The sequence below is a fragment of the Patulibacter minatonensis DSM 18081 genome (genome assembly GCF_000519325.1).
In the GTDB taxonomy this organism is placed as follows: Bacteria; Actinomycetota; Thermoleophilia; order Solirubrobacterales; family Solirubrobacteraceae; genus Patulibacter; species Patulibacter minatonensis.
Window position 1 is genome coordinate 2,091,755 of the sequence record NZ_KI912613.1, and the last position, 25,655, is coordinate 2,117,409.

General features: G+C 74.7%; 18 protein-coding genes. 6 read left to right on the forward strand and 12 right to left on the reverse strand.

Features of this window, described 5'->3' with window-relative positions; all coding sequences use genetic code 11:
* Nucleotides 1–243: 243 nt before the first annotated feature.
* Nucleotides 244–2,190 (forward strand): alpha/beta fold hydrolase, encoded by a 1,947-nt coding sequence (locus PATMI_RS28845; RefSeq protein ID WP_051471279.1) that lies wholly within the window; start codon nucleotides 244–246, stop codon nucleotides 2,188–2,190.
* Between the two features lie 89 nt (nucleotides 2,191–2,279).
* Here the strand turns inward: PATMI_RS28845 and PATMI_RS0109600 are convergent, their stop codons facing one another.
* From PATMI_RS0109600 to PATMI_RS0109610, 3 genes are all read right to left on the reverse strand, one after another.
* On the reverse strand, nucleotides 2,280–3,266 hold the full coding sequence (locus tag PATMI_RS0109600; protein WP_157260695.1) for a hypothetical protein: 987 nt from the start codon (nucleotides 3,264–3,266) through the stop codon (nucleotides 2,280–2,282).
* Between the two features lie 137 nt (nucleotides 3,267–3,403).
* Nucleotides 3,404–4,618: a hypothetical protein gene (locus PATMI_RS0109605; RefSeq protein ID WP_026910732.1), complete on the reverse strand. Its 1,215-nt coding sequence runs from the start codon at nucleotides 4,616–4,618 to the stop codon at nucleotides 3,404–3,406.
* A 39-nt stretch (nucleotides 4,619–4,657) separates the two neighbouring features.
* Nucleotides 4,658–5,659 carry a hypothetical protein gene (locus tag PATMI_RS0109610; RefSeq protein WP_026910733.1) on the reverse strand — a complete coding sequence of 334 codons (1,002 nt, stop codon included), beginning with the start codon at nucleotides 5,657–5,659 and terminating at the stop codon, nucleotides 4,658–4,660.
* On the opposite strand from PATMI_RS0109610, the gene PATMI_RS34275 reads away from it, so the two are divergent.
* On the forward strand, nucleotides 5,658–6,965 hold the full coding sequence (locus PATMI_RS34275) for an antibiotic biosynthesis monooxygenase (protein ID WP_051471280.1): 1,308 nt from the start codon (nucleotides 5,658–5,660) through the stop codon (nucleotides 6,963–6,965). The genes PATMI_RS0109610 and PATMI_RS34275 overlap by 2 nt on opposite strands.
* A gap of 626 nt (nucleotides 6,966–7,591) precedes the next feature.
* Here PATMI_RS34275 and PATMI_RS0109620 read toward each other — a convergent pair.
* The 3 genes from PATMI_RS0109620 to PATMI_RS0109630 all read right to left on the reverse strand — a co-directional run bounded on the left by PATMI_RS0109620 (nucleotide 7,592) and on the right by PATMI_RS0109630 (nucleotide 10,702).
* Nucleotides 7,592–8,137: a hypothetical protein gene (locus tag PATMI_RS0109620; protein WP_157260696.1), complete on the reverse strand. Its 546-nt coding sequence runs from the start codon at nucleotides 8,135–8,137 to the stop codon at nucleotides 7,592–7,594.
* Nucleotides 8,138–8,501: 364 nt separating this feature from the next.
* Nucleotides 8,502–9,581, reverse strand: a complete 1,080-nt coding sequence (locus PATMI_RS0109625) for a TIGR03857 family LLM class F420-dependent oxidoreductase (RefSeq protein WP_051471281.1) — start codon at nucleotides 9,579–9,581, stop codon at nucleotides 8,502–8,504.
* Nucleotides 9,578–10,702 carry a phosphotransferase gene (locus PATMI_RS0109630; RefSeq protein WP_026910737.1) on the reverse strand — a complete coding sequence of 375 codons (1,125 nt, stop codon included), beginning with the start codon at nucleotides 10,700–10,702 and terminating at the stop codon, nucleotides 9,578–9,580. Before PATMI_RS0109630 ends, PATMI_RS0109625 begins: the two co-directional genes overlap by 4 nt.
* A 166-nt stretch (nucleotides 10,703–10,868) precedes the next feature.
* Between PATMI_RS0109630 and PATMI_RS0109635 the strand changes: the two genes are divergently transcribed.
* Nucleotides 10,869–12,362 (forward strand): PucR family transcriptional regulator, encoded by a 1,494-nt coding sequence (locus PATMI_RS0109635; RefSeq protein WP_026910738.1) that lies wholly within the window; start codon nucleotides 10,869–10,871, stop codon nucleotides 12,360–12,362.
* Between the two features lie 152 nt (nucleotides 12,363–12,514).
* On the opposite strand, the gene PATMI_RS34280 is transcribed toward PATMI_RS0109635, so the two are convergent.
* Genes PATMI_RS34280 through PATMI_RS28865 form a run of 4 tightly spaced genes read right to left on the reverse strand, consistent with a single transcriptional unit; the run spans nucleotide 12,515 to nucleotide 21,224 of the window.
* Nucleotides 12,515–16,333, reverse strand: a complete 3,819-nt coding sequence (locus tag PATMI_RS34280) for a nitrate reductase (RefSeq protein ID WP_051471282.1) — start codon at nucleotides 16,331–16,333, stop codon at nucleotides 12,515–12,517.
* Nucleotides 16,330–16,995, reverse strand: a complete 666-nt coding sequence (locus tag PATMI_RS34285) for a Rieske 2Fe-2S domain-containing protein (RefSeq protein WP_051471283.1) — start codon at nucleotides 16,993–16,995, stop codon at nucleotides 16,330–16,332. The genes PATMI_RS34280 and PATMI_RS34285 overlap by 4 nt, the downstream gene beginning before the upstream one ends.
* The gene (nirB, locus tag PATMI_RS28860; protein WP_084269826.1) at nucleotides 16,988–19,639 is read right to left on the reverse strand and encodes a nitrite reductase large subunit NirB; all 2,652 of its coding nucleotides are present in this window, start codon (nucleotides 19,637–19,639) and stop codon (nucleotides 16,988–16,990) included. Before nirB ends, PATMI_RS34285 begins: the two co-directional genes overlap by 8 nt.
* Before the next feature lie 40 nt (nucleotides 19,640–19,679).
* A complete protein-coding gene (locus PATMI_RS28865; protein WP_169738344.1) occupies nucleotides 19,680–21,224 on the reverse strand; it encodes an MFS transporter in 1,545 nt (514 codons plus the stop codon).
* A gap of 211 nt (nucleotides 21,225–21,435) precedes the next feature.
* Here PATMI_RS28865 and PATMI_RS0109660 point away from each other — a divergent pair, with 211 nt between their 5' ends.
* Nucleotides 21,436–23,094: a peptide chain release factor 3 gene (locus PATMI_RS0109660; protein ID WP_026910739.1), complete on the forward strand. Its 1,659-nt coding sequence runs from the start codon at nucleotides 21,436–21,438 to the stop codon at nucleotides 23,092–23,094.
* 12 nt (nucleotides 23,095–23,106) lie between these two features.
* Here the strand turns inward: PATMI_RS0109660 and PATMI_RS0109665 are convergent, their stop codons facing one another.
* A complete protein-coding gene (locus PATMI_RS0109665) occupies nucleotides 23,107–23,529 on the reverse strand; it encodes a VOC family protein (protein ID WP_026910740.1) in 423 nt (140 codons plus the stop codon).
* A 62-nt stretch (nucleotides 23,530–23,591) separates the two neighbouring features.
* Here PATMI_RS0109665 and PATMI_RS28870 point away from each other — a divergent pair, with 62 nt between their 5' ends.
* Together PATMI_RS28870 and PATMI_RS28875 are read left to right on the forward strand one after the other, a co-directional pair.
* The gene (locus PATMI_RS28870; protein ID WP_084269827.1) at nucleotides 23,592–24,725 is read left to right on the forward strand and encodes a helix-turn-helix transcriptional regulator; all 1,134 of its coding nucleotides are present in this window, start codon (nucleotides 23,592–23,594) and stop codon (nucleotides 24,723–24,725) included.
* A gap of 15 nt (nucleotides 24,726–24,740) precedes the next feature.
* Nucleotides 24,741–24,944 carry a PIN domain-containing protein gene (locus tag PATMI_RS28875; protein WP_036725602.1) on the forward strand — a complete coding sequence of 68 codons (204 nt, stop codon included), beginning with the start codon at nucleotides 24,741–24,743 and terminating at the stop codon, nucleotides 24,942–24,944.
* A gap of 280 nt (nucleotides 24,945–25,224) precedes the next feature.
* Here the strand turns inward: PATMI_RS28875 and PATMI_RS0109680 are convergent, their stop codons facing one another.
* Complete coding sequence (locus tag PATMI_RS0109680; protein WP_026910741.1) at nucleotides 25,225–25,626, reverse strand: GlcG/HbpS family heme-binding protein; 402 nt, start codon at nucleotides 25,624–25,626, stop codon at nucleotides 25,225–25,227.
* Nucleotides 25,627–25,655: the final 29 nt, after the last annotated feature.

Genomic DNA, 25,655 nt, shown 5'->3' on the forward strand with positions numbered 1-25,655 from the left:
GATGGTCCTGGGTCTCGCGTGGCGCGACCGATCGACATCGCCTCGCCGGCGGCCGGGCGCCGATGGTCCTGGGTCTCGCGTGGCGCGACGAATCGACATCGGCGCGGCGCGCGTCTCCTCGCCGCCCCGCCGGGAGCGGCGCACGTCGTCGCCCGCCCGGCCCGGGACCGCTTACGCAGGGAGATCCGTCCGTTCTCCTCGCGCCCCTTCCGTCCGTTTGCTACCGCCGGTAGTCTGTGTGGCATGTCACGATCCCGTCCCGGTGTCGCTCCCCTCGCGGGGCTCCCCCGCCGCGCCTCGCTGATCGGCCTCGCCGCCGTCGCCGCGCTCGCCGCCGCCCCCGCGGTCGCGTCGGCGGAGCAGGTCACGATCACCTCGTTCGACGGGATGAAGATCAACGCGGACTTCCAGCCCGCCGAGGGACTGAAGGCGGGGCAGAGGGCGCCGACGATCGTCCTCACGCACGGGTTCGCGCTGACGCGGGAGAGCACCGAGGTCGGCATCCCCGGCGCGCTCGGGCAGGTCGGCGCGCCCGCGTTCCGCAAGGACGGCTTCAACACGATCACGTACGACTCGCGGGGCTTCGGGCGCTCGGGCGGGGAGATCCAGCTCGACTCGCCGGACTACGAGGGGCGGGACGCGTCGGCGGTCGTCGACTACGTCGCTACGCGGCCGGAAGCGCAGCTCGACAAGGCCGGCGACCCGCGCGTCGGCATGCACGGCGCGTCGTACGGCGGCGGCGTGCAGTGGGCCGCCGCGTCGCGCGATCCGCGGATCGACGCGCTGACGCCGGCGATCTCGTGGACGTCGCTCGTCCAGGCGCTCGGCCGCGACGGGCGGCTGAAGCTCGGCTGGGGCCTCCCGCTCGTCGGCGGCGGCGAGCTCAGCGGCCTGGCGCTCGGGGCGCTCGCGCCGCAGGGCCTCGAGACCGGCGCGTTCCCGCCGGAGCTCGTCGCGCTGGCGCTCCAGGGTGCGGTGTCCGGCAAGGCCGGCCCGGAGCTCACCGAGTACCTGCGCTCGCGCTCCACGGGCGACGGGATCGCGAAGGTCAAGGCCCCGGCGCTGATCCTGCAGGGCACGGCCGACACGCTCTTCGGGCTCGACCAGTCGATCGAGATGCGACGGCTCCTGCGCCAGGCCGGCACGCCGACGAAGGTCCTCTGGTTCTGCGGCGGCCACGGCGTCTGCCTCACCGGCAACGGCGCCGAGGACGTCCTCCAGCAGCGCGTGCTCGCGTGGATGGACCGCTGGCTGAAGGGCGACACGAAGGCCGACGTCGGTCCGGCGTTCGAGTGGGTCGCCGACGACGGGAAGCTCCGCAGTGCCGCCGACCTGCCCCTGAAGCCCGCCGGTGAGATCACCGCCCAGGGCTCGGGGACGCTGACGATCACGCCGCTCGGCACCGCCTCGGGCCTGCTCGTCGCCGCGACGCGGGCGCTGAACGCCGTCGAGGTCCCCATCCCGGCGCAGACCGCGACGAAGGACGTCGTCGGCGTCCCGCAGCTCCACCTGACGTACTCCGGCACGTCGACCGACGCGAACTCGCACCTGTTCGCGCAGATCGTGGACGAGACCCGCGGCGTCGTCGTCGGCAACCAGGTCACCCCGATCCCCGTCGTCCTGGACGGCAAGGAGCACATGGTCGACCGGCCGCTCGAGGGCGTCGCGATGCGCGTGACCCCGGGCAGCCGCTACCGCCTGCAGGTCAGCGACGGCTCGAACGTCTACGGGCTGACGACCGGCGCCGGGTCGGTCGCGCTGAAGGACGTCCGGATCGCGCTGCCGGTCGGCGACGCCGCGGGCACGCCCGCCGACCCGACGTTCACGAACGGGGTCGCCGGCGTCGGCGCCGCGGCGACGCCGGCCAAGGCCAAGAAGGCGAAGCGGGCCGTCACGAAGCGGATCCGCCTGAAGACGCTCCGCGCAAGGGGGATCCTCCTGCGGGGCGACGTGCCGAAGGCGAAGCGCGTCCGGGTCTCGCTCGTCGTGTCGGCGGGGACGGCGAAGCGCCTGAAGCTCGGGTCGCGGACGATCGCCACGGCGCGCACCACCGCGAAGCGCGCGTGGGCGGTGCGCCTGAAGCCGGGCACGAAGGTCGCAACCGCCCTGCGCCGCCGGAGGACGGTCACCGCGACGGTCCGGGTCTCCGCCGGGACGAGCCGCGTGGCGCGGGTGGTCGTGCGGCGGTAGTCCGACGCGGTCGCACGCCGACCGCAGCGGCCCGGCCCCTCGCGGCAGAGCAGGTCGCGCCCGGGCCGGGACGACCGCGGCGCCGACGCTCAGCCGTTCGGCTGGAACACGAGCTGCCCGGTCTCGTCGAACTCGTCGGGCAGGTTGAAGTCGACGTAGGCGAAGCCGTCCTTCACGGGCACGCCGAGGTCCTGCTCGCCGGGCAGGAGCTTCGTCGCCGAGCCCACCTGCGTGCCCGAGGGCACGCGGTAGGTCGTGCGGTCGGCGGGGTGGCCGCCGCCGTCCTCCCAGCGCGGCGCGACGAGCCTGGTCCCGCCGTTCGTCGTCACGAGGGCGCCGTAGCCGGCCTCGGACGCGCCGCCGAACGCCGTGCGGCTCAGGCGCTTCGACGGGCCACCGGCGCGCAGGGTGCGCAGCTCGTAGATCGCGCCGACGTCGTCCGCGCGGTCCGTGACGAACGCGACGCCCTTGCCCGCGGTCGGGATGGTCGAGGCGATCTCGGTGTTCTTCGCGCCGTTCCAGACGAGACGGCTCTTCGAGGACGTCAGCGAGCCGAGCCGGACCGTCGCGTGGACGACGCCGCGGGCGCGGGTCCGCTCGTCGCGGCTGAAGGAGAGCACGCCGTCGTGCAGGCCCGGAGCGGACTCGTATCCGCCCGGGAGCGAGGCCCGCAGCCGGTGCGCCTTCACGGAGCCGTCGGCCGGCAGGGCGAAGAGCTTCGTCGGCCCGGTCTTCGAGGTCCCGCCCGAGTTCAGGACGATGGTCAGGTCGCCGTTCGCGTCGTCGCCGATCGCGAGGTCGCCGGTGGTGCGGTCGACCGTCCGGAGCGCCTTCGCGGTGCCGGACGCGTCGCGCAGCCACAGGGTGATCTTCGTCGGCCGGCCGCCCTTGGGGCCGTAGTCGGCGTGCAGCCAGGCGACGTTCGTGCCGTCGCCGGCGATCGCGATGACGGCGCCGGGGTCGACGACGGTGGGCGCCGGGGCGGCCTGGGCGGCGGCGCCGGTGGAGAGGGCGAGGACGGACGCGGCCGCGAGGGACGACCCGATCACACGCGTTCGGGGGAGGTACTTGGTCATGCCCAGTGAAACACGGGGTCTCCCGAGGAGGTGCGGTGCGTCGTCGGCCTCGGGCCGTTCTGCGGACGCCGCGACACCGGGACCCGGCGGGCCGCCGCCACCGGGGAACACGTCCGGCCCGCGCGTCCGGAGTCGCGTCAGGCGATCGGCCCGGCGCCGCCGCGGAACCGCTCCGACGGGGCCTCGAACCGCACCTCGAGGAGGAACCGCGGGGGCTGGTCCTTCCGCGTCAGCCGCGCGGGCATCGGGCCGGTCGGCAGGCCGCCGGGGACGTCGACCGGCACGTCCGACGGCGCGAGGACCGCGACGGGCCGTCCTGCGACGCGGACCTCGGCGCCCCCGTCGACGGGCCGCAGATCGACCTCGAGGTCGACGCGGTCCGCGGCCGCCCGGCCCGCCGACGCGAACGCGCCGGCCAGCGTCGGCTCGTCCTCGGGGGCGTACGGGACCGAGCGCCAGCGCGCGTCGAACACCTGCGCCGCGCGGTCCGCGTCGCGCAGGGCGGCGAGCGCCCCCACCCCCCGGCGGAGCTGCCCGCCGACGTGCGCCCACCGGTGCAGCGACGAGGACCGTGCGAGCTCGGCCGCCTTCGCGCGCAGGAAGTCCTCCTTCAGCTCGTCCTTGGCGAACGGGCCGGTGAGCTCGGGGATCGGGGACCGGACGAAGAGGGCCCCTGCCGTCGCGGGGATCTCGGTGCCGTCGGCGACGAACGCCCGGAAGCGCCGCGAGAACTCCTGCTGGTCGGCGCGGTCCTCGCCGCCGATCAGGGCGTCGAGGCGGTCGAGCTCCGCCACCGCCTCGTCGGTTCGACCGTGGGCGAGCAGCATCGTGGGCACGAGCTCGCCGTCGGGATCGTCGTCGTCGTGGAGGGTCGACATCTCGGCCCTCCACGCGTCGAGACCCGCGTGCGCCCGCGTCCACGGCAGGACCACGTCCTGCGCGTGCGCCACGATCCGGGCGAGGACACCGTCGAGCTCGGTGGGGTCCCGGATCTCGAGCTCGATCTCGCCGTCGTCCTCCTCGGGGGTCGCCGACGGGTCCGCCGGCGCGGCGCTCTCGAGGTTCCGCGGCGCGCCGAGGAGGGCGGCCAGGCGCTCCGCGGCCGGGAACGTGGCGCCGCCGTCGACGGTGACGGACGCCAGGAGGTCCGGGTCGTCGCCGAGATCCGTGTCGCCCTCCGCGAAGCGCACCACCGTGGTGGCGACCCAGCCGTCGTCGATGTCGCGGACCCACCGCTCCGGGAACGGCATCAGCCGGATCGGGGGCCGGTCCGCGCGCGTCCACCCGTCCGCGGTCATCGCCGCCTCGAGCTCGCGGTGGAACGCCTGCTCGAGGGGACCGGGACGGGACATGGCGCCGACTCTACGGCCGGCGCCCGGGACCCGCGAGGATCAGCCGTTCGGGGCGAACACCAGGGGACCGAGGTCGCTGCCGTCCGGGTCGGCCTGATGGTCGACGTAGAGCGTCCCGCCCTGCACCGGGACGGCGACGTCCTGGTAGCCGCCGGCCGTGAGCTTCTTCGCGGACCCGACCTGCGTGCCGCTCGGGGCGCGGTAGGTCGTGCGGTCGTTCGGGTGGCCGCCGCCGTCGTCGCACCAACGGGTCGCGACGAGGCGCGAACCGCCGTCGGTCGTGACGAGAGGGCCGAAGCCCGCGGCGGACGCGCCGCCGAAGCCGGTCTTCGACAGGAGCTTCGAGGCCTTGCCGGCCCGCAGGACCCGGAGGCCGTAGCTGACGCCCTCGCGGTCCGCGTAGGTCCGCCCGGTCACGAACCCGACGCCGTCCTGGGCGGTCGGGGCCGTCGAGTAGATCTCGGTGTCCGGCGCGCCGTCCCAGACGAGGCGGCTGTTCGAGGACGTCAGCGACCCGAGGCGGACGGTCGCGTGGACCTTGCCGCGCGCCCGGGTGCGCTCGTCTCGCGTGAAGGAGAGGACGCCACGGCGGAGGCCCGGCGCGGACTCGGCGCCGCCGGGCGACGAGGCCCGGAGCTTCTTCGGCTTCGCGCTGCCGTCGAACGGCAGGGCGTAGAGCGTCGTCGGGCCCGAGCGCGAGGTCCCGCCGGAGTTCAGGACGACCGTCAGCCGGCCCTTCGCGTCGGTGCCGACCGCGAGGTCGCTCGTGGTCTTCGGCAGCGCCTGGTCGACGGCCTTGGCGACCCCGGCGCCGTCGCGGGTCCAGAGGGTGATCTTCGTCGGGCTGCCGCCGTTGGGGCCGTAGTCGGCGTGCAGCCACGCGGCGTTCGTGCCGTCGCCGGCGATCGCGACGGCGACGCCGGGATCGACGACGGTGGTGGCCGGCGCGGCCTGGGCGGCGGCACCGGTGGAGAGGGCGAGGGCGGAGACGGCCACGAGGGACGCCCCGATGACACGCGTACGGGGGATCTGCTTGGTCATGTCCACCGAAACCCGGTGCCCACGACGACGTTGCGGTACGCCGTCGACGTTCAGCCGTTCTGCGGACGGCCGGGTCGGAGGGCGCGCGGGATCGCCGTCGCCTACGCGCGACGCCCGGGCCCCCGCGACGCCGGGCGACCCCACGACGCCGGGCGACGGCAGCACGCCGGCCGCCCCGGACGACGGCCGGGGCACGGCATCCGGCACGACGACCGCGGCTCCGGGCGACGGCACGGCGAGCACGCCGGACGCGCCGTCGAGGCCGGACGCCGGCTCCACGACGCCCGATGCGCCCTCGGGTGGCTCGGCCGACGGCGGCTCCACGACGCCGACGCCCGGCAGCCCGGAGGAGCAGGCGCAGCAGATCGTCGAGGCGCTCGCGGACGCGCTGGGCACCGACCCGGCGAAGGTCACCGACGCGCTGACGCAGGGTAAGGACGTCGCGACGAAGACGTTCGCCTCGACGCTCGCCGACGAGCTGGACCGCACGCAGAAGCAGGTCGAGAAGGCGTTGACGGCCGTGAAGTTCGGCGACGACGCCCCGAGCACCGGCGACCCGAAGCCGGCTCCCGCCCCCGGCGGCGAGGGCAGCTCGTCGACGGCCCCCGGCGGCGACGTCCCGGCCCCGGGTGACGGCGGACCGGCCGCGCCCGGCTGCGGCGACACCACCCCGGCCCCCGGCGCGGGCGACGGCGGGGACGTGCCGGCCCCGGGTCAGGTCGAGGCGCCCGCGACGGCGGGAACGCGCCGGCCCCGGGTCAGGGCGAGGCGCCCGGCACCGGCGAGACCACGCCGGCCCCGGCGGTCTGAGCACCGGCCCGTCCCGCTCCCGGTCGCGGTCGGCGCGACCCGGCGGTCGGCGTCGCCCGACCCGGCGACCGGTGAGGACGGAGCCGCCCGGTGGTGCACCACCGGGCGGGTCCGCGGTCGGACGACGACCGCACCGATGAGTCCGGGGCGCCGACGGGGTCCGGGAGGCAGTGCGGCGTCCGCCGCCCTCGACCGACCCGTCAGGCCCCCTGTGCTCATCGTCTCCGGAGAACTCCAGCTGGCCCCCGGCCGCCGCGACGCGTTCGTCGCGGCGGCCGTCCCCGTGATGGAGGCCGCCCGTCGCGCGCCGGGGTGCCTCGAGTTCGTGCTCGCCGCGGACCCCGCCACGGCTGATCGCGTGGTGATCCTCGAGCGCTGGGCGTCGACCGAGGAGCTGCTCGCGTTCCGCGGCGACGGACCGTCCGACGGATCGATGTCGGACGTCGTCTCGGGCGACGTCCACCGCTACGAGATCGCGACGATCGGCCCCGCCTGACCGGGGCCCACGCCCCGGTCGGGGCCTCCCGGGTCCACGGACCGTCGGGACCTGAGCGCCGCGGGTGGTCGCGGATGGTCGGATGTCGACCATCGGTGACCGCGGCACCCCTCGGGTCGGGGTGGTCCTGTGGATGGTGGTCACCCGTGGTCGGATATCGACCGTCGGTGGCCGTGGCGCTCTTCGGGTGGGGGCGACTTGGGGGTGGTGGTCGCGGATGGTCGGATATCGACCATCGGTGACCGCGGCACCCCTCGGGTCGGGGTGGTCCTGTGGATGGTGGTCACCCGTGGTCGGATGTCGACCGTCGGTGGCCGTGGCGCTCTTCGGGTGGGGGCGACTTGGGGTGGTGGTCGCGGATGGTCGGATGTCGACCATCGGTGACCGCGGCACCCCTCGGGTCGGGGTGGTCCTGTGGATGGTGGTCACCCGTGGTCGGATATCGACCATCGGTGACCGCGGCACCCCTCGGGTCGGGGTGGTCCTGTGGATGGTGGTCACCCGTAGTCGGATATCGGCCATCGGTGGCCGCGGCGCGCCTTGCGCGGGGGCGTCCGGGCCGCGCCCGCTCCGGCCGCGCCCGCCCGGGCCGGGCGCCCGGCCCGCCGACCCGCGGCGCGGGGCGCTCAGGCCCCGTCGAGGAACGGCAGGCGGGTGTCCTCGGCCAGCAGGCGCAGCGCGAGCGCCGCGCCGGCCGCCCGTGCGAGCGCCGCCCCGGGCCCGCCGGTCGTCGCCGTGCGGTGGCGCAGCGCGTCCGACAGCTCCCGCGCCACGACCCCCGGCAGCCCGAGCATCGCCTCGTCCGGCTCGTACGCCCAGAGGGTCTCGAGCTCGTCGGCGTGGTGGGCGACGAGGTCGGTCCATCGTCGCGACCCGGGGACGAGCGCGGCGTGCGCGGCCCCGAGACGTCGGACGACGGCCTCGGCGGCGTCCTGGACCCGGGCGCGGGTGTCCTCGAGGCCGGTGAGGCCGGTCTCGGCGGCGATCCGGCGGTGGATCGCGTACATCTGCGCGGCGACCGCGAGCTCCGGCAGCTCCTCGACGGACTCGTGCACCGGGCGCCAGCGGGCGTCGGGTGAACGCTCGTCGGTGCGGCGGTCGGCGCCGATCAGCTCGAGCGCGGCGCGGGCGCCGTGGCGACCCTCGTGGGTCGAGAGGGGGGTGGGGGACACGGCGACGCGCCGGAGCTCTGCGACGACCACCGCTCAGCCGGCGGCCCGGACGGGTCGGGTCGCGGTCGGACGGGACGTGGGGGACGCGGTGCGGCTGCTGAGCATGGGAACGATCGGGAGACGATGAGACGGGGTCCTGCCCCTCTGTCGCGGGGCGCGGCGTCCTTCCCCCCCCTCCGGATGTGCGGGCTGCCGACCCCGGCCGCCGCGGACCCCGAGCGCTGCCGATCCCCGGCGCGGCCGACCCCGAGCGCGGCCGACCCCGAGCGCGACCGGCCCCCACCGCTGCCGGCCCCGGCCGCCGCGGACCCCCAGCGCTGCCGAACCCGAGCGCCGCGGCCGCCCACGCCAGGACGACCCGGGGTCAGGTCCGGTCCCCGCCGGCGTGCCACGCCTCGACGAGCCCGGCGCACTGGAACGGCGACGCCCCGTGGATGCAGATCTCGTCGAGCCCGGCGTCGAGGTACTCGCGCAGCCGGCGGGCGACCTCCGCGGGGCTCCCGACCGCGGTGCTCGTCTCGATCCACTCGCGGGGCAGCGAGCGCGCGAGGTCGAGCATCTCGTGACGGTGCGCCTTCTGGTCGATCCCGGCGGTCCGCCGGCTCAGCTCCTCCATCACCGCCGGGTCCCACCCGTTGGCCTCGACGATGCGCCGCCCCACGCCGCCGAACCCGAGATGGCTGATGACCCGGGCGTGCACGACGGCCAGCTCCTCCTCCTCGGGGAGTCCCGGCGCGGCGATCACCGTCATGTACAGGCGGAGGCTGTCGGGGTCGCGGCCGATCTCCTCGCACGCAGCGCGCAGCCGGCCGACGATCGTGCGGGTGGCCTCGACGGTCAGCTCGGAGCCGAGCAGGACGCCGTCGAACGTCCGCGCGGCCATCGCGATGGCCTTCGGTCCCGGGACCCACGAGACGAGCACGAGCTCGGGCCGCGGCGCGGTCAGCGGGTCGGCCAGCCGGGCGCCGGTCATCACGCCGAGCGCCCCGTCGTGCTCGACGGTCTCGCCGTCCCACAGGCGCTTGACGACCGAGCAGTACTCCTCGAAGCCCTTCGAGTCGTAGTGCGGGAGCCCCTGGTGGCGCAGCAGCGCCGGGAGGCCGCGGGCGATCCCGAGCCGGAAGCGCGCCCCGAACGACTCCTGCAGGGTCGCGCCCATCGTCGCGGACATGATCGGTGCCCGGGCGCCGGCGTTGACCGACGCGGTGGCGATCGTGACGCGGGAGGTCCGCGCGGCGATCGCCCCGAGCAGCACCCCGGCGTCCTTCAGGTCGTAGCGCTCGGACAGCCACACGGTGCGGAACCCGAGCCGCTCGGCCTCCGCGGCCTCGTCCAGCGCGCGGGAAGGGTCCTTGACGCGGCCCGGCAGCAGGTAGATGCCGAGCTCGGGGATCAGCGGGAGGTCCGCCGAGGTGGCGGTCGCGCCGGCGTCCGCGGAGCTCATGCGCCCACCGCCCCGATGCTGTCCCAGTCGCCGACGGCGGTGAGGTTGCGCTCCAGGAGGGTCGCGAGGAAGTCGTGGACCCCGGGGGCGAGCTCCTGCTCCCCGCCCGCGGACACGAACGCCACGGCGGCGGCGGTCTGGATCGCGCCGCTGAGGAGCTGGACGCGGTAGTCGGCCTCGACCGCCTCGAGGGGGTGGTCGCCGCCGTGCTCGCCGACGAGCTCGGCGTAGGCGGCCAGCAGCTCCCGCTCGTGCGCCCGCCGGTCGTCGACGGTCACCGATCCGGACAGGTAGTACGCGAGGTCGAAGACCGGGTTGCGCAGCCCGACGTTCTGCCAGTCGAGGATCAGCGCGCCGGCCGGCTCCTCGTCGCGGGTGAAGAGGACGTTGTCCGCCTTGACGTCGCCGTGGGTGAGCGCGAGCCGGTCCAAGGGGTGGGCGAAGAACCGCTCGGTCGCGGCCGGGAGGCGCTCGAGCAGCGCGATCGACGCGGCCGGGAGCCGATCGGCGAACCACCGTGCCGCGAGGCCGGCGCCCAGGCCCGTCGGCCCGCACCAGATCGCGGCCGAGTCGGACAGGCGGGTCAGCCAGGACGGCGCGGTCGCGGGGTCGAGGTCGGCGAACGCGGCGTGCAGGCCGGCGATCTCGCGGACGACCGCGTGGCTCTGGTCCAGGTCGCAGCCGCCGAGCTGGTCGCCCGGGTCGGTGGTCGCGCTCAGGTCGTCCATGACGAGGTTGATCCAGTCGATGTCGCCCTCGGCGAGGTGCGCGCGCGGGATCCGGCAGGCGCCGCGCGCGCCGACCTCGCGGTACGAGTGCAGTTCGTGCAGGTACAGCAGCGCGGCGATCGCGAACCCGTGCGCCCCCGGCTCCGTGGAGTGGAACTTGCAGATCAGGCTGTCGGGTGCCCCGGCGACCGGCTCCGCGTACGTGATCCGGACCCGGGCGGTGTCGCTGACCTTGCCGTCGCCGAACGGCTCGAGGTCGACGGCGGCGACCGGGGCGTCGAGCTCGGAGCCCCGGAGCACGGACGCGATCCAGGGTGCGGTGATCTGGTCGGTGCGGTCGAGACGTTCGGGGGCGGCGGCGTGGGCCTCCGCGGTGCGACGGGTGGAGCTCATCGTCCCTCCGTGGGTCGGTGACGGGATGCGGCCAGCCTCGCCGCCGCCGGTGCGGGACGCCATGTCCGGACCACGCAGACCTGCCGCTCCCGGATTGCGCACTTCCGGGTGGTCCGGGGCCGGATCCCGCCCGATGACCGGTCGCCGGGCGAGCTAGTGTCGCTCGATGCGCACGGACGTCGGGACGCCTGGCCGGTCGGAGGTCGCCGAGGAGCACATCCGGCGCCTCGCCGGCGAGCTCCTGCCGGACGCCGAGCGGATCGCCCTCGAGGTCGTGGCGCCCGTCCTCGTGGAGGTCCCGGAGGTCGCACCGGCCGGGCCGTCGGTGGCCGAGCGCAGCACCCATCAGAACATCGCGGCGATGCTGGCGACGCTCGCCGGCGGCCTGGACCCGACGGCGTTCGCCCCGCCGCCGGCGACGCTCGACCTCGTCCTCCGGATCGTCGACCACGGGGGCGACCTCGACGCGGTGCTGCGGGGCTACCGGGTCGGGCACCGGCGCTTCTGGGAGCTGTGGGCCGAGCACGCGGGCCGCGGCGTCGAGGACCGCGACGAGCTGCAGGCGGTGCTCGGTGCGTCCTCGTCGACCGTCTTCGCGCTGTTCGACTCGGTGCTGGCGGGCGTGGTCGCGTTCCATCGCGCGGAACTGGAGCGCCGCGCCGCCGCGGAGCCGCGCCACGGCTCCCGGGCGGCGGCCGTCGAGGCGGTCCTGGCCGGGGGGCCGGTCGACCTCGACAGCACGAGCACCGTGCTCGGGTACGACCTCCGTGGCCATCACGTGGCGGTGGTCGTGGCGCCGGTGGACGTCGGCGACGGTGGCGGTGGGATCGGCGACGGTCTCGATGCCGACCGCGGTGTCGGCATCGACCGCGGCGCCGGTGTCGGCCGCGCCGCCGGTGTCGGCCGTAGTGGCGGCATCGACCGCGGCGCCGGTGTCGGCGGCGGCGCCGGTCGCGCGGCCGAGGATCTCGCCGCGCGGCTCGGCCGGCCGCGCACGCTGATGCACCCGGTGGGTGACGGGACGGTCCTGGCGTGGTTCGGGTGGTCGGGCACGCCGGACGAGGAGGTGCTGGCGGGGGCTGCGAGGCTCGGGGCGGCGGACGGCAGGGTCGCCGCAGGCGGCGGCCCGAGGCCGGGCGGCGGGTCGGCCGCGGGCGGCGGCGGGACGCGCGGCGACGGGGTGTCGGGCGGCGGGTCGGCCGGAGGCGGTGTGACGTCCGCGCCCGCGGATGTCGTGATCGCGCTCGGCGAGCCGGGGCAGGGGCTCGACGGGCTGCGGCGGAGCCACGAGCAGGCCCTCGAGGCGCTGCGGGTCCGGCGGATGCGGGCGGATCCGCGTCCCGGCGTCGTCCGGCACCGCGACGTCGCGCTGGCGGCGATCCTGTGCGCCGACCCCGAGCGGGCACGGACGTTCGCGACGGCGTGCCTCGGCGCGCTGGCCGCCGACGACGGGAACACCGCCCGGCTGCGCGACACGCTGCGCACCTTCTACGCCTGCGGGCAGAACAAGGCCCGGACCGCCGAGCTCCTCTTCGTGCACCAGCGGACGGTCTCCTACCGCATGGCCCGCGCCGCGAGCCTCCTGGTCCGCGACGTCGAAGGCGACGCCGCCGACCTGCAGGCCGCGCTGCTCGTGCTGGAGACGCTCGGGGCGGGGTGAGGGTCCCGGCGCAGGTCGGTGGTGACGGCGGGCGGGGACGTGGTCGACCTTCGGGCCCTGGGAGCGTCCGAACCGCGACCGCGCCGCGACGGCCCGGGACGTGGTCGACCTTCGGCCCCTGGGAGCGTCCGAACCGCGACCACGTCGCCCGCCTACCCCGCCGTCACCGTCGCCGCCTCGCTCGCCAGGAGCGCCTCGACCTGGGTCGCGCAGCCGCCGCAGCCGCCCGAGGCGCCGGTCGCGCCCTTGACGTCGGCGACGGTGCAGCAGCCGCCGGCGATCGCCCCGCGGATGGTGCCCGCCGTGACCTGGTTGCACGAGCAGACGAGCTTCGCGTCCGGGACGGCGCGGGGCTCGCCGGGGCCGCCGACGAGGGAGTCGAGCACCTCGTCCGGCACGAGCTCGCCGCCGACGCCGACCGGGCCGCCCGCGGTCAGCTCCGTGAGCTCGGGGGCGAGGGACAGGTCGCCGAGGAGGACCGCGCCGGCCAGCCGGCCCTCGCGGAGCGCGAGCCGGCGATAGTTCCCGCGGCGGGTGTCGACGGAGATCACCTCGTCGACGTCGTCGTCGTCCGTGTCCTCCCACGGGCTGCCGCACGCGAAGAGGTCGATGCCGACGACCTTCAGCGTCGTCGCGAGCGGGCTGCCCTGGTAGCCCGCCGGGACGCCGGCGATCGTCGCGCCGGCCGTGCGGGCCTGGGCGGCGATCGGGGGCCACAGGCCATAGACGACGCCCCGGTGCTGGGCGCACTCGCCGATCGCCCAGACGTTCGGCGCGCTGGTGCGCAGCTCGTCGTCGACGACGATCGCGTGGTCGCAGGTGATCCCCGAGCGCTTCGCGACGCGGAGCTCCGGGCGGATCCCGGTGGCGACGACGACGAGGTCGGACGCGAGCTCGTCCCCGTCGGCGAAGCGCACGCCGGTGACCTTCCTGCCGCCGACGATCCGGTCGGTCTGCTGCTCGAACATGAGCTGGATCCCGAGCTCGCGGATCCGACGCTCCAGCAGGCGCGCGGCGCCGCGGTCGAGCTGGCGCTCCATCAGGCGGTTGCCGCGGTGGACGATCGTGACCGACGCGCCGTGCTCGGCCAGGCCGGCCGCGGCCTCGAGGCCCAGCAGGCCACCGCCGATGACGGTCGCCATCGCGCCGCGCTGCACCATCCGGTTCAGCCGGCCGGCGTCGGCGCGGGTGCGGAACGCGACGACGCCCGGGAGGTCGAGTCCGAGGATCGGCGGGGTCGCGGGCTGCGAGCCGGTGCAGATGACCGCACGGTCGTACGGGATCCGCTCGCCGCTCTCGAGGACGACCTCACGGGCGTCGGTGTCGAGCCGGTGGACCCAGGTGGCCAGGCGCAGGTCGATGTCGTGCGCCGAGTACCACTCCTGCGGGCGCAGGCTGACGTCCTCGCGCGGGTCGGGCGTGATCAGGTGCGACACCCGCACCCGGTCGTACGGCGCGTCGGCCTCGCCGCAGAGGATCGTGACGTCCCAGTGCGCCGAGGGCCGGTGCGCGAACGCCGCCTCGACGACGGCGATCGACGCCATCCCGCCGCCGACGATCACGAGGCGCTCGCGGCGGGGACCGGGGCGGTCGCCGTGCCGGACGTGGTCCGCGTCGTCGCCGGAATCGCCGTCGCCGCCGGAGCCGCGCCCGCCGCGCTCGGACCGGTCGCGGCCGTCGTCACCGGCGCCCCAGTCACTCGTCGCCCGTGGCGGCACCGCGGCGACGAGCGCCTCGACGCGGACCGCCATCGCCTTCAGCTCCGGCTGGCGCGAGACCGGGTCCGTCGCGTCGTGGGCCAGCGCGTTCAGCTGGCCGTCACCGGCCGGGGCGTGCAGCGCGCCCCAGTGGAAGGGGGCGAAGGCCACGCCGGGACGGATGCCACCGCCGCGCAGCGCCCCGTCGGTCGCGCGACGCCCGCGGTCCCGGTCCTCGGCCTGCGCCGGACCGCCGTCGCCGGGCGCATCGCCGGCGTTGCCGCCCAGCACCTTCGCCTGCACGATGGCCTCCCCGCGCCGCGACACCAGTCGCACCCGCTCGCCGTCCGCGACGCCGGCGCGGCGCGCGTCCTCGGGGTGCAGCTCGACGAACGGCCGCGGGTCGGCGGCCAGGAGCTCCGGCGACTTGCCGGTGCGGGTCATCGTGTGCCACTGCCCGCCGACGCGGCCGGTGGTGAGGAGCAGCGGGTGGTCGTCGTCGGTGGTCTCGGCGACGCCGCCATCGTCGAGCCGCCCGAGGCGAGCGCGGCCGGACGGGGTCGGGAAGACGTTGCCCGGGTAGAGCCGCGGGCTGTGGTGGTCGCGGTCGACATCCGCCCGCTCCGCGTCCTCCGCCGTGAACGGCCACCGGACGCTCCCGTCCCGGCCCAGGCGACCGTGCGTGATGCCGGTCTGGTCGCACACGCGGCCGGCGGTCAGGCCGACGAACTCGGCGTGCACGGCGGCGGCGTCGGGCCAGGCGAAGTGCTCGGCCCAGCCCATCGCGGCGCCGAGCTTCGCGAGGATCCGCCAGTCCGGCAGCGCGAGGCCGGGCGGGTCGACCGCCTTGCGCATGAGGGTCACGCGGCGCTCGGAGCTCGTGGTCGTGCCGGCCTTCTCCGGCCACTGCGCGGCGGGGAGGACGAGGTCGGCGACGGCCGTGGTCTCGGTCGGGTGGTACGCGTCCTGGACGACGACGAGCTCCGCACGGCGCAGCGCCTCGTGGACCTTCGCGCTGTGCGGGAGCGAGACGGCGGGGTTCGTCGCCATGATCCAGACGGCCTTGACGGTGCCGTCGTGGAGGGCGTCGATCAGGTCGGTAGCGACGAGGCCGGGACGATCGCTGACGCCGGCGGCCGTCTGCGGCAGGCGCCAGTAGGTGTTCAGGGTCTCGCGGTCCTCGGCGACGGTCGCGTTGCGGTAGCCGGGCAGGAAGGTCGACAGCCCGCCGACCTCGCGGCCGCCCATCGCGTTGGGCTGGCCGGTCAGGGACAACGGGCCGGCGCCGGGGCGACCGACGTGGCCGGTCGCCAGGCAGAGCGCGTGCAGCGCGCGGTTCTTGTCGGTGCCGACGACCGACTGGTTGGCACCCATCGTCCAGCAGGTCATCGCCGCACCGGCGGTCGCGAACTGGCGGGCGGCGTCCTCGATCAGCTCCTGCGGCACGCCGGAGACCTCGGCGGCGCGCTCGGGCGGCCACGCGTCGGCCTGCACGCGGAGCTCGTCCCAGCCCTCGGTGTGGTCGGCGAGGAAGCGGTCGTCCGTCAGGCCGTCGCGCTCGATCACGTGCAGCATCCCGAGCAGCAGCGGGATGTCGCCGCCCGGCCTGACGGGCAGGTGGAGGTCGGCCTGCTGCGCCGTCGGGGTGCTGCGCGGGTCGACGACGATCACCTGGCAGGGCGGTCGGTCGGTCCGCTCCTGGGCGCGCTTGATCCGCTGCCACACGATCGGGTGGCACGTCGCCGCGTTCGAGCCGAGCAGCAGGATGCAGTCGGCCTCGTCGAGGTCGTCGTAGCTCGGGAGCGGGCCGTCGGACCCGAACGTGGCCTTGTAGCCGGCGACCGCCGAGCTCATGCAGAGGCGCGAGTTCGAGTCGACCGTGTTCGTGCCGATGAAGCCCTTGGCGAGCTTGTTGACGACGTAGTAGTCCTCCGTCATCAGCTGGCCGGAGACGTAGAACGCCACCGCCTCGGGGCCGTGCTCGTCGACGATGGCCCGCAGGCGATCGCCCGCCCAGCCGAGGGCCTCGTCCCAGCCGAGGTCCTGCCACGGGCCGTCGGGGTGCTCGCGGCGGCGGGGCGTCGTCGCGCGGTCGCGGGAGTGGAGCGCGCCGGGGAGCGCCAGCGGCTTCGCGCACGTGCGACCGCGGTTGACCGGGTGGTCCTCGTCGCCCTCGACGCGCACCAGCCGTCCGCGCTGGACGGTGGCCTTCAGGCCACAGCCGACCCCGCAGTACGGGCAGGCGGTCCGGACCGTGCGCTCCGTGGGCGTCACGCGGCCGCCGACGACGCGGACCGCGACACGGACGCGTCGCCCGGGGACGCGGCCCCCTCCGCCGCGGCCGCCGGGGAGGCCTCCGACCGCGGCGTCGCGACGTCGGCCGTCGGAGCGGTCCGTGCCGCCACCGTCGCGGGCCGCGAAGCGACGAACGGGTTGGCGTCGCCTTTGGGGGAGGCGGCGATCTGCTCGCCGATCGCGCCGGCGGTCACGCGCGGTGCGGGCGCCGCGGCCTCGCCCGCACCCTCCGCGACCCGGACCCACAGGCGGTCGTTCTCGACCAGGACGTCGTGGATCGGCACGACGGTGTCGTCGCCCTGGACCTCGCCGGTGGTGAGGTCCAGGCGCCAGTTGTGGAGCGGGCACGTGACGCACCCGTCGGCGACGAGGCCGTCGGACAGCGGGCCGCCCTTGTGCGGGCACGCGGCGTCGGTGGCCGAGAAGCCGGTCGGCAGGCGGAAGACGGCGACGCGGCGGCCGCCGACCGTGGCGTCGCGTCCCTCGAGCATCGGGATGTCGTGGACGGAGCCGACGTCGGTGAACCCGGCGGCGGCGAGCGTCGCGGCGTCGGCGATCCCGACCATCGTCGACCGGTGGGCGGTAGCGCCGCCGGCCTCGGCGACGGCGGAGCGGGCGGTGGTGGTCGTGAGGTCAGACATCGGTGCGCTCCTGGCGGGTCGGGGTCGACGGGCGGACCCCGTCGATGGCGGTGCGGCCGCGGCCGCCCTCCGTGCGGTGCACGACGAGCGGGCGCTCCGACGCCGCGCCGCCGTTCATCTCGGCGCCCGCGGGCGGCCCGATCGGCGTCGCCTCGGTGTCCAGCGACTCGAACTGTTTCGGGACGGCCGGCGCACGGCGCTCGCGCCACGGGTCGGGGTCCGACGCCGCCTTCGCGATCTTGAAGCGCTCGTACAGACCCTCCGGCTCACCGAGCTCGGCGTCCAGCACCGCGGTCTGGATCGTCTCGAGCCCGACGCGCTCGACGAACGGCATCGTGCGCTCGAGGTACTCCGCGTGCTCGCGGTAGTACTGGAGGAAGATGCACGCGGTCCGGAGGGTCTCGTCCTTGCCCTCGATCGTCGCGAGCAGCTCGCCCTTCTTGATCGTGCCGGCGCCACCGCCACCGATGTAGATCTCCCAGCCGCCCTCGATGGCGACGATGCCGATGTCCTTGATCAGCGACTCGGCGCAGTTGCGCGGGCAGCCGGAGACCGCGAGCTTCACCTTGTGCGGGGTGTAGAGCCCCTCGATCATCTTCTCGAGCTCGATCCCGGCGTTCATCGAGTCGCCCAGGCCAAACCGGCAGAAGCCCGTACCGACGCACGTCTTGACCGTGCGGACGGACTTCGCGTACGCGTGGCCGGAGGGCATGTCGAGCGCCTCCCAGACCGCGGGGAGGTCCTCCTTCTTGATCCCGAGGAGGTCGATCCGCTGGCCGCCGGTGACCTTGACGAGCGGCACCTCGAACTGCTCGGCGACGTCGGCGATGCGGCGCAGCTCCGACGGCGTCGTGACGCCGCCGCGCATCCGCGGGACGACGGAGAACGTGCCGTCGTTCTGGATGTTGCCGTGGACGCGATCGTTGATGAAGCGGGCGTGGCGCTCCTCGCGGTGCTGGTTCTGGTTGACCTCGGAGACGAGGTAGGCCAGGCCCGGCTTGCAGGACCCGCAGTCGCGACCGGCACCGCACGCGGCGGAGAGCTCGGAGACCGACTCGCAGCCCTGCTCGCGGGCGACGGCGGCCAGGTCGTCGCGCGTCTGCTTGCGGCAGGGGCAGAGGTAGGTGGCCTCGTCGACCTTGCCGCCGCGGACGACCTTGAGGATCTCCGACACGACGGGCTTGCACGAGCCACAGCCGGCGCCGGCGCGGGTGGTCGACACGACCTCCTGCGTCGAGCCCAGGTCGTTCTCGACGATCGCCTTGACGATGTCGCCCTTGCAGACGCCGTTGCAGTTGCAGACCTGCGCGGTGTCGGGCAGGTCGGCGGGGGAGGCCTGCGACGCCTCGGCCAGCAGCGTCAGCGGGTCCTCGACCTGCAGGCCGGTCTTCACGCCGTCGAGCAGCAGCTCGTGCCCGCGGATGTCGCCCATCAGGATCGCGCCGTGGAGCTTGCCGTCCTTGACGACGAGCTTGCGGTAGATCCCGGCACCCGGGTCGCTCGTGGCGACGGAGGTCGGGTGGACCGCCATCCCCGCGTCCGGATCCGGGACCTTGCCGCCGGGCGAGGGCGCGCCGATCGGGTCGCCGATCGACACGAGGTCGACGCCCATGACCTTGAGCTTCGCCGAGAGGATCGAGCCGGTGTAGGCGCCGCCGGACGCGTGCTCCCCGACCTCGCCGTCCTCGATCTCCATCGAGTACCCGGCCGCCTCGAGCCGCAGGATCGTCTGCGCGGCGACCTCCGCCTGCTCCCAGATCGGGGCGACGATGCCGTAGACCATGCCGCGGTGCTGGGCGCACTCGCCGACCGCCAGGACGCGCGGATGCGACGTCATCAGGCGGTCGTCGACGACGATGCCGCGCTCGCAGGTCAGGCCGGCCTCCGACGCCAGCGTCATGCGGGCGCGGATGCCGATCGAGACGACGACGAGTCCGGCGTCGAGCTCGGAGCCGTCGGCGAACCGGAGCCCCGTGACGCGGCCGTTGCCGAGCAGCTCCTGCGTCTGCTTCTCGAGCATCACCGTGACGCCCAGGCCGGCGAGCGCGGGCTCGAGGAGCCCGGCGGCCGGGTCGTCGAGCTGGCGCTCCATCAGGCGGTCCATCAGGTGGACGACGGTGGCCTTCGCGCCCTGCGACGCGACGCCGTAGGCGGCCTCCAGGCCGAGCAGGCCGCCGCCGATGACCGCGACCTCCGTGCCGCTGGCGGCGGCGTCCCGGATCGCCTGACAGTCCTCGGGACCGCGGAAGGGGATGACCCCCTCCTTGTCGATGCCCGGCAGCGGCGGCATCAGCGGCTCGGAGCCCGTGCAGAGCACCGCGCGACCGAACGTGATCTCGGCACCCGAGGCGAGGCGCGCGAGTCCGGCGTCCGGGTCGAGCGTCAGGACGGTGTCGCCCACGACGACGTCGACGCGGTGGTCGTCGTACCACTCCTGCGGCCGCAGCTGCAGGGCCTCGGGGTCCTTGCCGTCCACGAGCAGGTGCGACAGCGACACGCGGTCGAACGGCAGGCGCGGCTCCTCGCAGACCATCGCGATGGAGAGCTCGGCGCTGCGCTCGCGGACGCCCTCGCAGACGGCCTGACCGGCGATGCCGCCGCCGATCACCAGGACGTCTGCGTGGGTGGTGGGAGTGGTGGTCATGGGTTCCTGGAGGTCGAGAGGGAGGGGAGGGACCGCGGCCTCAGACCGCGGCGTCCGCCACGCTCGGGACGGGACCGGTCGACGTCGAGCGGCGCATGTAGAAGGCCCAGGTCATGAGGGCCATCACGACGTAGGCGCCGAGGAAGACCCAGAGCGCGCCGATCGACCAGTCGGCGTGCGCGGCGGCGACCTGGACCTTCTCGGCCGGGGTGTCGGCGGCCTTCACGGCGGCGGTGACGCCGAGGCTGGCCTGGCGGAACGCGAGCTGGATGAAGAAGCCGCCCAGGGCGCCGATCGCACCGGCGATGCCGATGACGGCCGCGGCCTGGCGCTTGAAGTCGAGCTTCGTGGCGGCGTCCTCGCCCTGGCGGCGACCGAGCGCCGAGAAGATCGCGGGGATCATCCGGTAGGTCGAGCCGTTGCCGGCGCCGGCGAGGGCGAAGATCACGCAGTAGGCGCCGAAGAAGAGGCCGAAGGACCGCTCGTTGACGCCGACGATCGCCAGCAGGGTGAACAGGCCCATCCCGAGGAAGCAGCCGAGGGTGACGCGGGCACCGCCGACGCGGTCCGCGAGCCACCCGCCGAGGGGTCGGGCGATCGAGCCGATCAGCGCACCGACGAAGCCGAGCCCGGCGAGGTACGTCGCGATGAACGTGTGGTTGGCCAGGAACTCCGGGAACGTGTTCTTGATGACCAGCGGCAGCGCGAACGAGTAGCCGATGAACGAGCCGAAGGTGCCGATGTAGAGGACCGACATGATCCAGGCGTGCGGCTGCTTGGCGGCCTTCACGTACGAGGCCTTGTCGGCCTTCGCCTGCGACAGCGAGTCCATGTAGAGGTACGCGCCGACCGCCGCGACGATGATGAACGGGATCCAGATCAGGCCCGCGTAGGCCAGGTGGACCTCGTGCGGCATGACCTTCACGGCCGCCGCGGGGACGCCGATGATGATCACGAGCGGCACCACGAGCTGGGCGACCGCGACGCCGAGGTTGCCGCCGGCGGCGTTCAGCCCGAGCGCCGCGCCCTTCTGCCGCTCGGGGTAGAAGTACGAGATGTTGGCCATCGAGGAGGAGAAGTTGCCTCCGCCGAAGCCGGCCGTCGCGGCGCAGAGCATCAGGACCCAGAGCTGCGTGTCGTGGGACTGGTCGGCGAGCCACCCGCTCGGGACGACGATCGCCAGGAGCAGCGCCGGGATGAACAGCAGCGAGGCGCTGATCATCGTCCAGACCCGTCCTCCGAACCGTGGGACCGCGAACGTGTAGGGGATCCGCAGGAACGAGCCGACGAGGTTCGGCAGCGCGGTGAGCCAGAAGAGCTCGGAGAGGCTCAGCGCGATCCCGACGTTCGCGAGGTTGATCGCGATGACGCCCCAGATGACCCAGAGCGAGAACCCGATGTGCTCGGCGAAGATCGAGAACGCGAGGTTCTTCTTGGCGATCTTCTTCCCGTGGTCCTCCCAGAACCGCTCGTCGTCGGGGTTCCAGTCGTCGATCCAGCGGCCGTCCCGGCGGACCGGTGCCGGGGTCGCGGCGGGCTGGAGCGGAGGGCGCGAGGTGCGGGGTGGCTCGGTGGTGACGCTCATGACCAGGGTTCTATGGACGCCCCGTGTCGCGACCGTGCCCGTCCGATGACGGAAGGCGCACCGTGGTGTTGCTGGTGTGTTTCAGGGTCCGTGACCGGCGTCACGGTGCGTGCCCCGGGGGCGCTCCCGATCGGCCGTCCGCCGGGCCGCGTCCCCGCACCGGGGCCCACCGGGGCCGGAGGATCCGTCGCTCCTCCGTAAGGTTCCTGCGATGGCCGACACCTCCACCTCGGCCGACGCCACGACGACGCGCGCCGCCGAGCCGCCGGCCGCAGCGTCGGCCGCCCTCCTGCGCGAGGCCGCCCGCCGGCGGACGTTCGCGATCATCTCCCACCCGGACGCCGGCAAGACCACGCTGACGGAGAAGCTGCTGCTCTACGGCGGCGCGGTCCACGAGGCCGGGGCGGTCAAGGCCCGGGCCGGGGGACGCAACGCGACCTCGGACTGGATGCAGATCGAGCGCGAGCGAGGCATCTCCGTCAGCTCGACGGTGCTGCGGTTCGTGGTGGGCGACACGGTCGTCAACCTGCTGGACACCCCGGGCCACCAGGACTTCTCCGAGGACACGCTGCGGGTCCTCGCGGCGGCGGACTGCGCGGTCATGGTCATCGACGCCGCCAAGGGCATCGAGCAGCAGACCCGCAGGCTCTTCCAGGTCGCCCGGGCCCGGCGGATCCCGATCATCACGTTCGTCAACAAGTGCGACCGCCCCGGCGTGAGTCCCCTGCAGCTGGTGGACCACATCGAGAAGGAGCTGGGGCTGCGGCCCACGCCGGTGACGTGGCCGGTGGGCGAGGGCGAGGCCTTCTGCGGCGTCATCGACCGGCGGGACGACACCTTCCACCGCTTCACGCGCACCGCGCGCGGCGCGTCGGTCGTCGACGACGAGGTCGTGCCCATCGGCGACGTCGACCTCGACGACCCCGTCTGGGCGGCCGCCCGCGAGGAGGTCGACCTCCTCGACGCCGTGGAGGCCGACCACGATCCGGAGGCCTTCGCGGCTGGCACCTCGACGCCCCTCTTCTTCGGCTCGGCGGTGTGGAACTTCGGGGTCGACGCCCTGCTGCAGGCGCTGCAGGCCGTCGCGCCCGCGCCGACGCCGTGGCCGACGACGGAGGACGTCCTCCGTCCGCTCGAGGCGCCGTTCGCCGGGTTCGTCTGCAAGGTGCAGGCCAACACGGACCCGCGGCACCGCGACCGGATCGCGTACGTGCGCATCTGCTCGGGCCGCTTCGAGCGCGGCCTGAAGGTGCAGAACAGCCGCAACGGCCGGCCGTTCACGATGCACCACGCGCACGCCGTCTTCGCCCGCGAGCGCCTGGACCTCCCGGAGGCGTGGCCGGGCGACGTGATCGGCGTCGTCGGGGCGCTGGACCTCCGCGTCGGGGACACCCTGCACGCCGGATCGGGGTCCGTGGCGTTCCCGCCCATCCCGACGATCCCGCCGGAGCGCTTCTCCGCGGCGCACAACATCGACGCGCGGCGTCACAAGCAGTTCCGCAGCGGGCTCCAGCAGCTCGACGAGGAGGGCGTCGTCCGCCTGCTGCAGCGCGGCGGCGTCCAGGACCCCCGGCCCATCCTCGGCGGGGTCGGGGCCCTGCAGTTCGAGGTCGCGTCGCAGCGGATGAAGGACGAGTTCGGCTGCGAGATCCGGCTGGAGACCCAGCCCTGGTCGGTCGCGCGGCTGATCGACCTGGAGGACGCCCCGACGGTCGAGGGCGACGGGGCCGGTGTCGCGCTCTTCGGTGCCGACGGCGCGGTGTTCGCCGCCTTCCCCGACGGCTTCCAGCTCCGGCGCTTCGTCTCCCGCCACCCCGACGTCGAGCTGCGCGAGCTCGTGAACACGGCGTCGGGCGTTCGCGCCGGCTGACCGCGCCGGGGCCTACCCCTGCTGCTCGCCGGCCACGTCGAGCACCCAGACGATCCCGAAGCGGTCGGCGAGCTTGCCGTAGAGCGGGCCCCACGGTGCCGGGCCGAGGTCCTGCTCGACGGTCGCGCCGTCGAGCAGCCCGGTCCAGAGCGTCCGCAGCTCGTCCTCGTCGGTCGCCCGGACCGACAGGTAGTACGGGTTGACGCCCGGCTCGAAGTCGAGGCCGGTCTGCACGTCGTACGCCATGACGTGGAAGCCGCTCTCGGCGCGCACCTCGCCCCAGATGACCTTCTCGGCGTCGGCCGGGTCCTGCGCCGCGCCGAGCATGCCGTAGGTGACGCTCGTGAGCTCGCCGCCGAAGACCGAGCGGTAGAACTCGAGCAGCTCCAGGGCGTCGCCGTCGCGGTTGATGTGGGTGGTGGTCGTGATCGACATGCCTCCAGTCTGGCGCCGGTACAGGTCAGGTTCTGGCCTCTTCTTCGGGCATCATCGGGGACGTGCCGACGACGACGTCCCGCCTGCTGTCGCTGCTCTCGCTGCTGCAGACCCGCCGCGACTGGCCGGGTGCCGTCCTCGCCGACCGGATGGAGGTCAGCCCCCGGACGGTCCGGCGTGACGTCGACCGGCTCCGCGAGATGGGGTACCGGATCGCCGCGACGAAGGGACCGGACGGCGGCTACCGGCTCGAGGCCGGGTCCGAGCTTCCGCCGCTCCTCTTCGACGACGAGCAGGCGATCGCGATCGCCGTCGCGCTGCAGCTGGCGACCGCCGCCGGTGCGGGCGTCGAGGAGACCGCGTTGCGAGCCCTCGGGACGGTGCGGCAGGTGATGCCGGACCGCCTGCGCCGCCGCATCGACGCCCTGGAGATCACGGCGGTGAGCGCTCCCGACGCCCACCCGGCACCCGCGGTCGATCCTGCTGTCCTGTCCCGGATCGGTTCGGCCGTCCACGCCCGCGAGGTCCTGCGGTTCGACTACGACGCTCCGGGGGACGGGACGACCGCGGTCCCGCCGGGCGCCGTGCGCCGCGCCGAGCCGCACCACCTCGTGACGTGGGGTGGCCGCTGGTACCTCGTGGCCTGGGACCTCGATCGCGAGGCGTGGCGCACCTTCCGCGTCGACCGCACGCGTCCTCGTGAGCATCCCGGTCCGCGTTTCGCCCGCCGCGAGGTGCCAGGGGGCGACGTCTCGACGTTCGTGGCCGGCCGCTTCCGGGGCGCGACGGACGGCACCGCCGACTGGCCCTGCCGAGGCGAGGTCGTCCTGGGCCTGCCGGCCGACGAGGTGCGGACCTACGCCCGGGAGGGCGTCGTCGAGGCCCTGGGCCCGGACCGTTGTCGCCTCACGCTCGGGGCCTGGTCGTGGGAAGGGCTTGCCGCCACGATCGGACGCTACGACGCTGAGATCGAGGTCATCGGCCCACCGGCGCTCGCGGAGGCCTTCGCGGTGCTGGGGGAGCGGTACGCGCGGGCGGGCCGCGGTGCGGGGCGGCGCGTTGGGCCACGCCAGGAGCCGGACCGCCGCGACCGGCCGTCGAGCACCCTCACGCGGGCTCGTGCGCGAGTCGCCGCTACCGGATCGATCGTCGACCCACAGGACATCCTGGACGCTCGCGACGCCGACCGCCGATGACCACGGTCGTCGTCTGTGACGCCTCGGTGCCTCGACGTCGAGCTCTGGCCGCACGAGGCCGTCGCACGGGCAGCGTGGGGCCACCGGCACGACCTGTCGATCTACGACGCCTCCTACGTCGGTCTCGCGGACGTCCTCGGTATCTCCCTCGTGACCCTCGACGCCCGGATCGGCCGCGCTCCCGGCGTCCTGTGCACCATCGAGACACCGCCGGCCTGATACCCCGTGAAGGACCGACCGTCCGGGATGGATCGGCTATCGGGACGAGCCTCCAAGGAAGCCCGCCGGTGATCCGAGACTCCTGACCTGCCCGGCGGCGCAGGCCTCGACACGCAGCCGCGCATCACCGATGTCGGGAAGGATCTCGCCGGGATCGTCACCGGGGCCAAGGCCGCGCGATCACCGACCGGACGGTACGCCTGGCCCGTGCCGCGGACGGACCTGCACCCATTGCGGGCGGGGCCGCCCCGAGGCCGGCGACCTCATACCTGCGTGACGCTCAGAGGGCTGCGGCCCCTGCTTGTGCGACCTGTTCGTCCTGGTCGACGAGGCCGCCGCTCACGCCGATCGCCCCGATGATCTCGTTCCCCTGGGTCAGCGGGATACCGCCGGGGAATGCGATGATGCTGCCGGGATCGCTGGTCTCGATGCCGTAGAGCGGCTGGCCGGGCTGGACCATCGGCTGCAGGTCGGCGGTCGGCATGTTGAACGCGCGGGCGGTGTAGGCCTTGGCCTGACTGATCGCGATCGACCCGATCCACGCACCGTCCTGGCGGTGGAAGGCGGTCAGGTTCCCGCCGGCATCGACGATGGCGATGTTCATCGGCACGCCGATCCTCTCGGCCTCGGCGCTGGCGGCCTCGATCAGTCGGTGGGCGTTCTTCAGGGTGATGGTGCTCATAGGTGCTCCGCTCGTTTGGACGTCTCGTG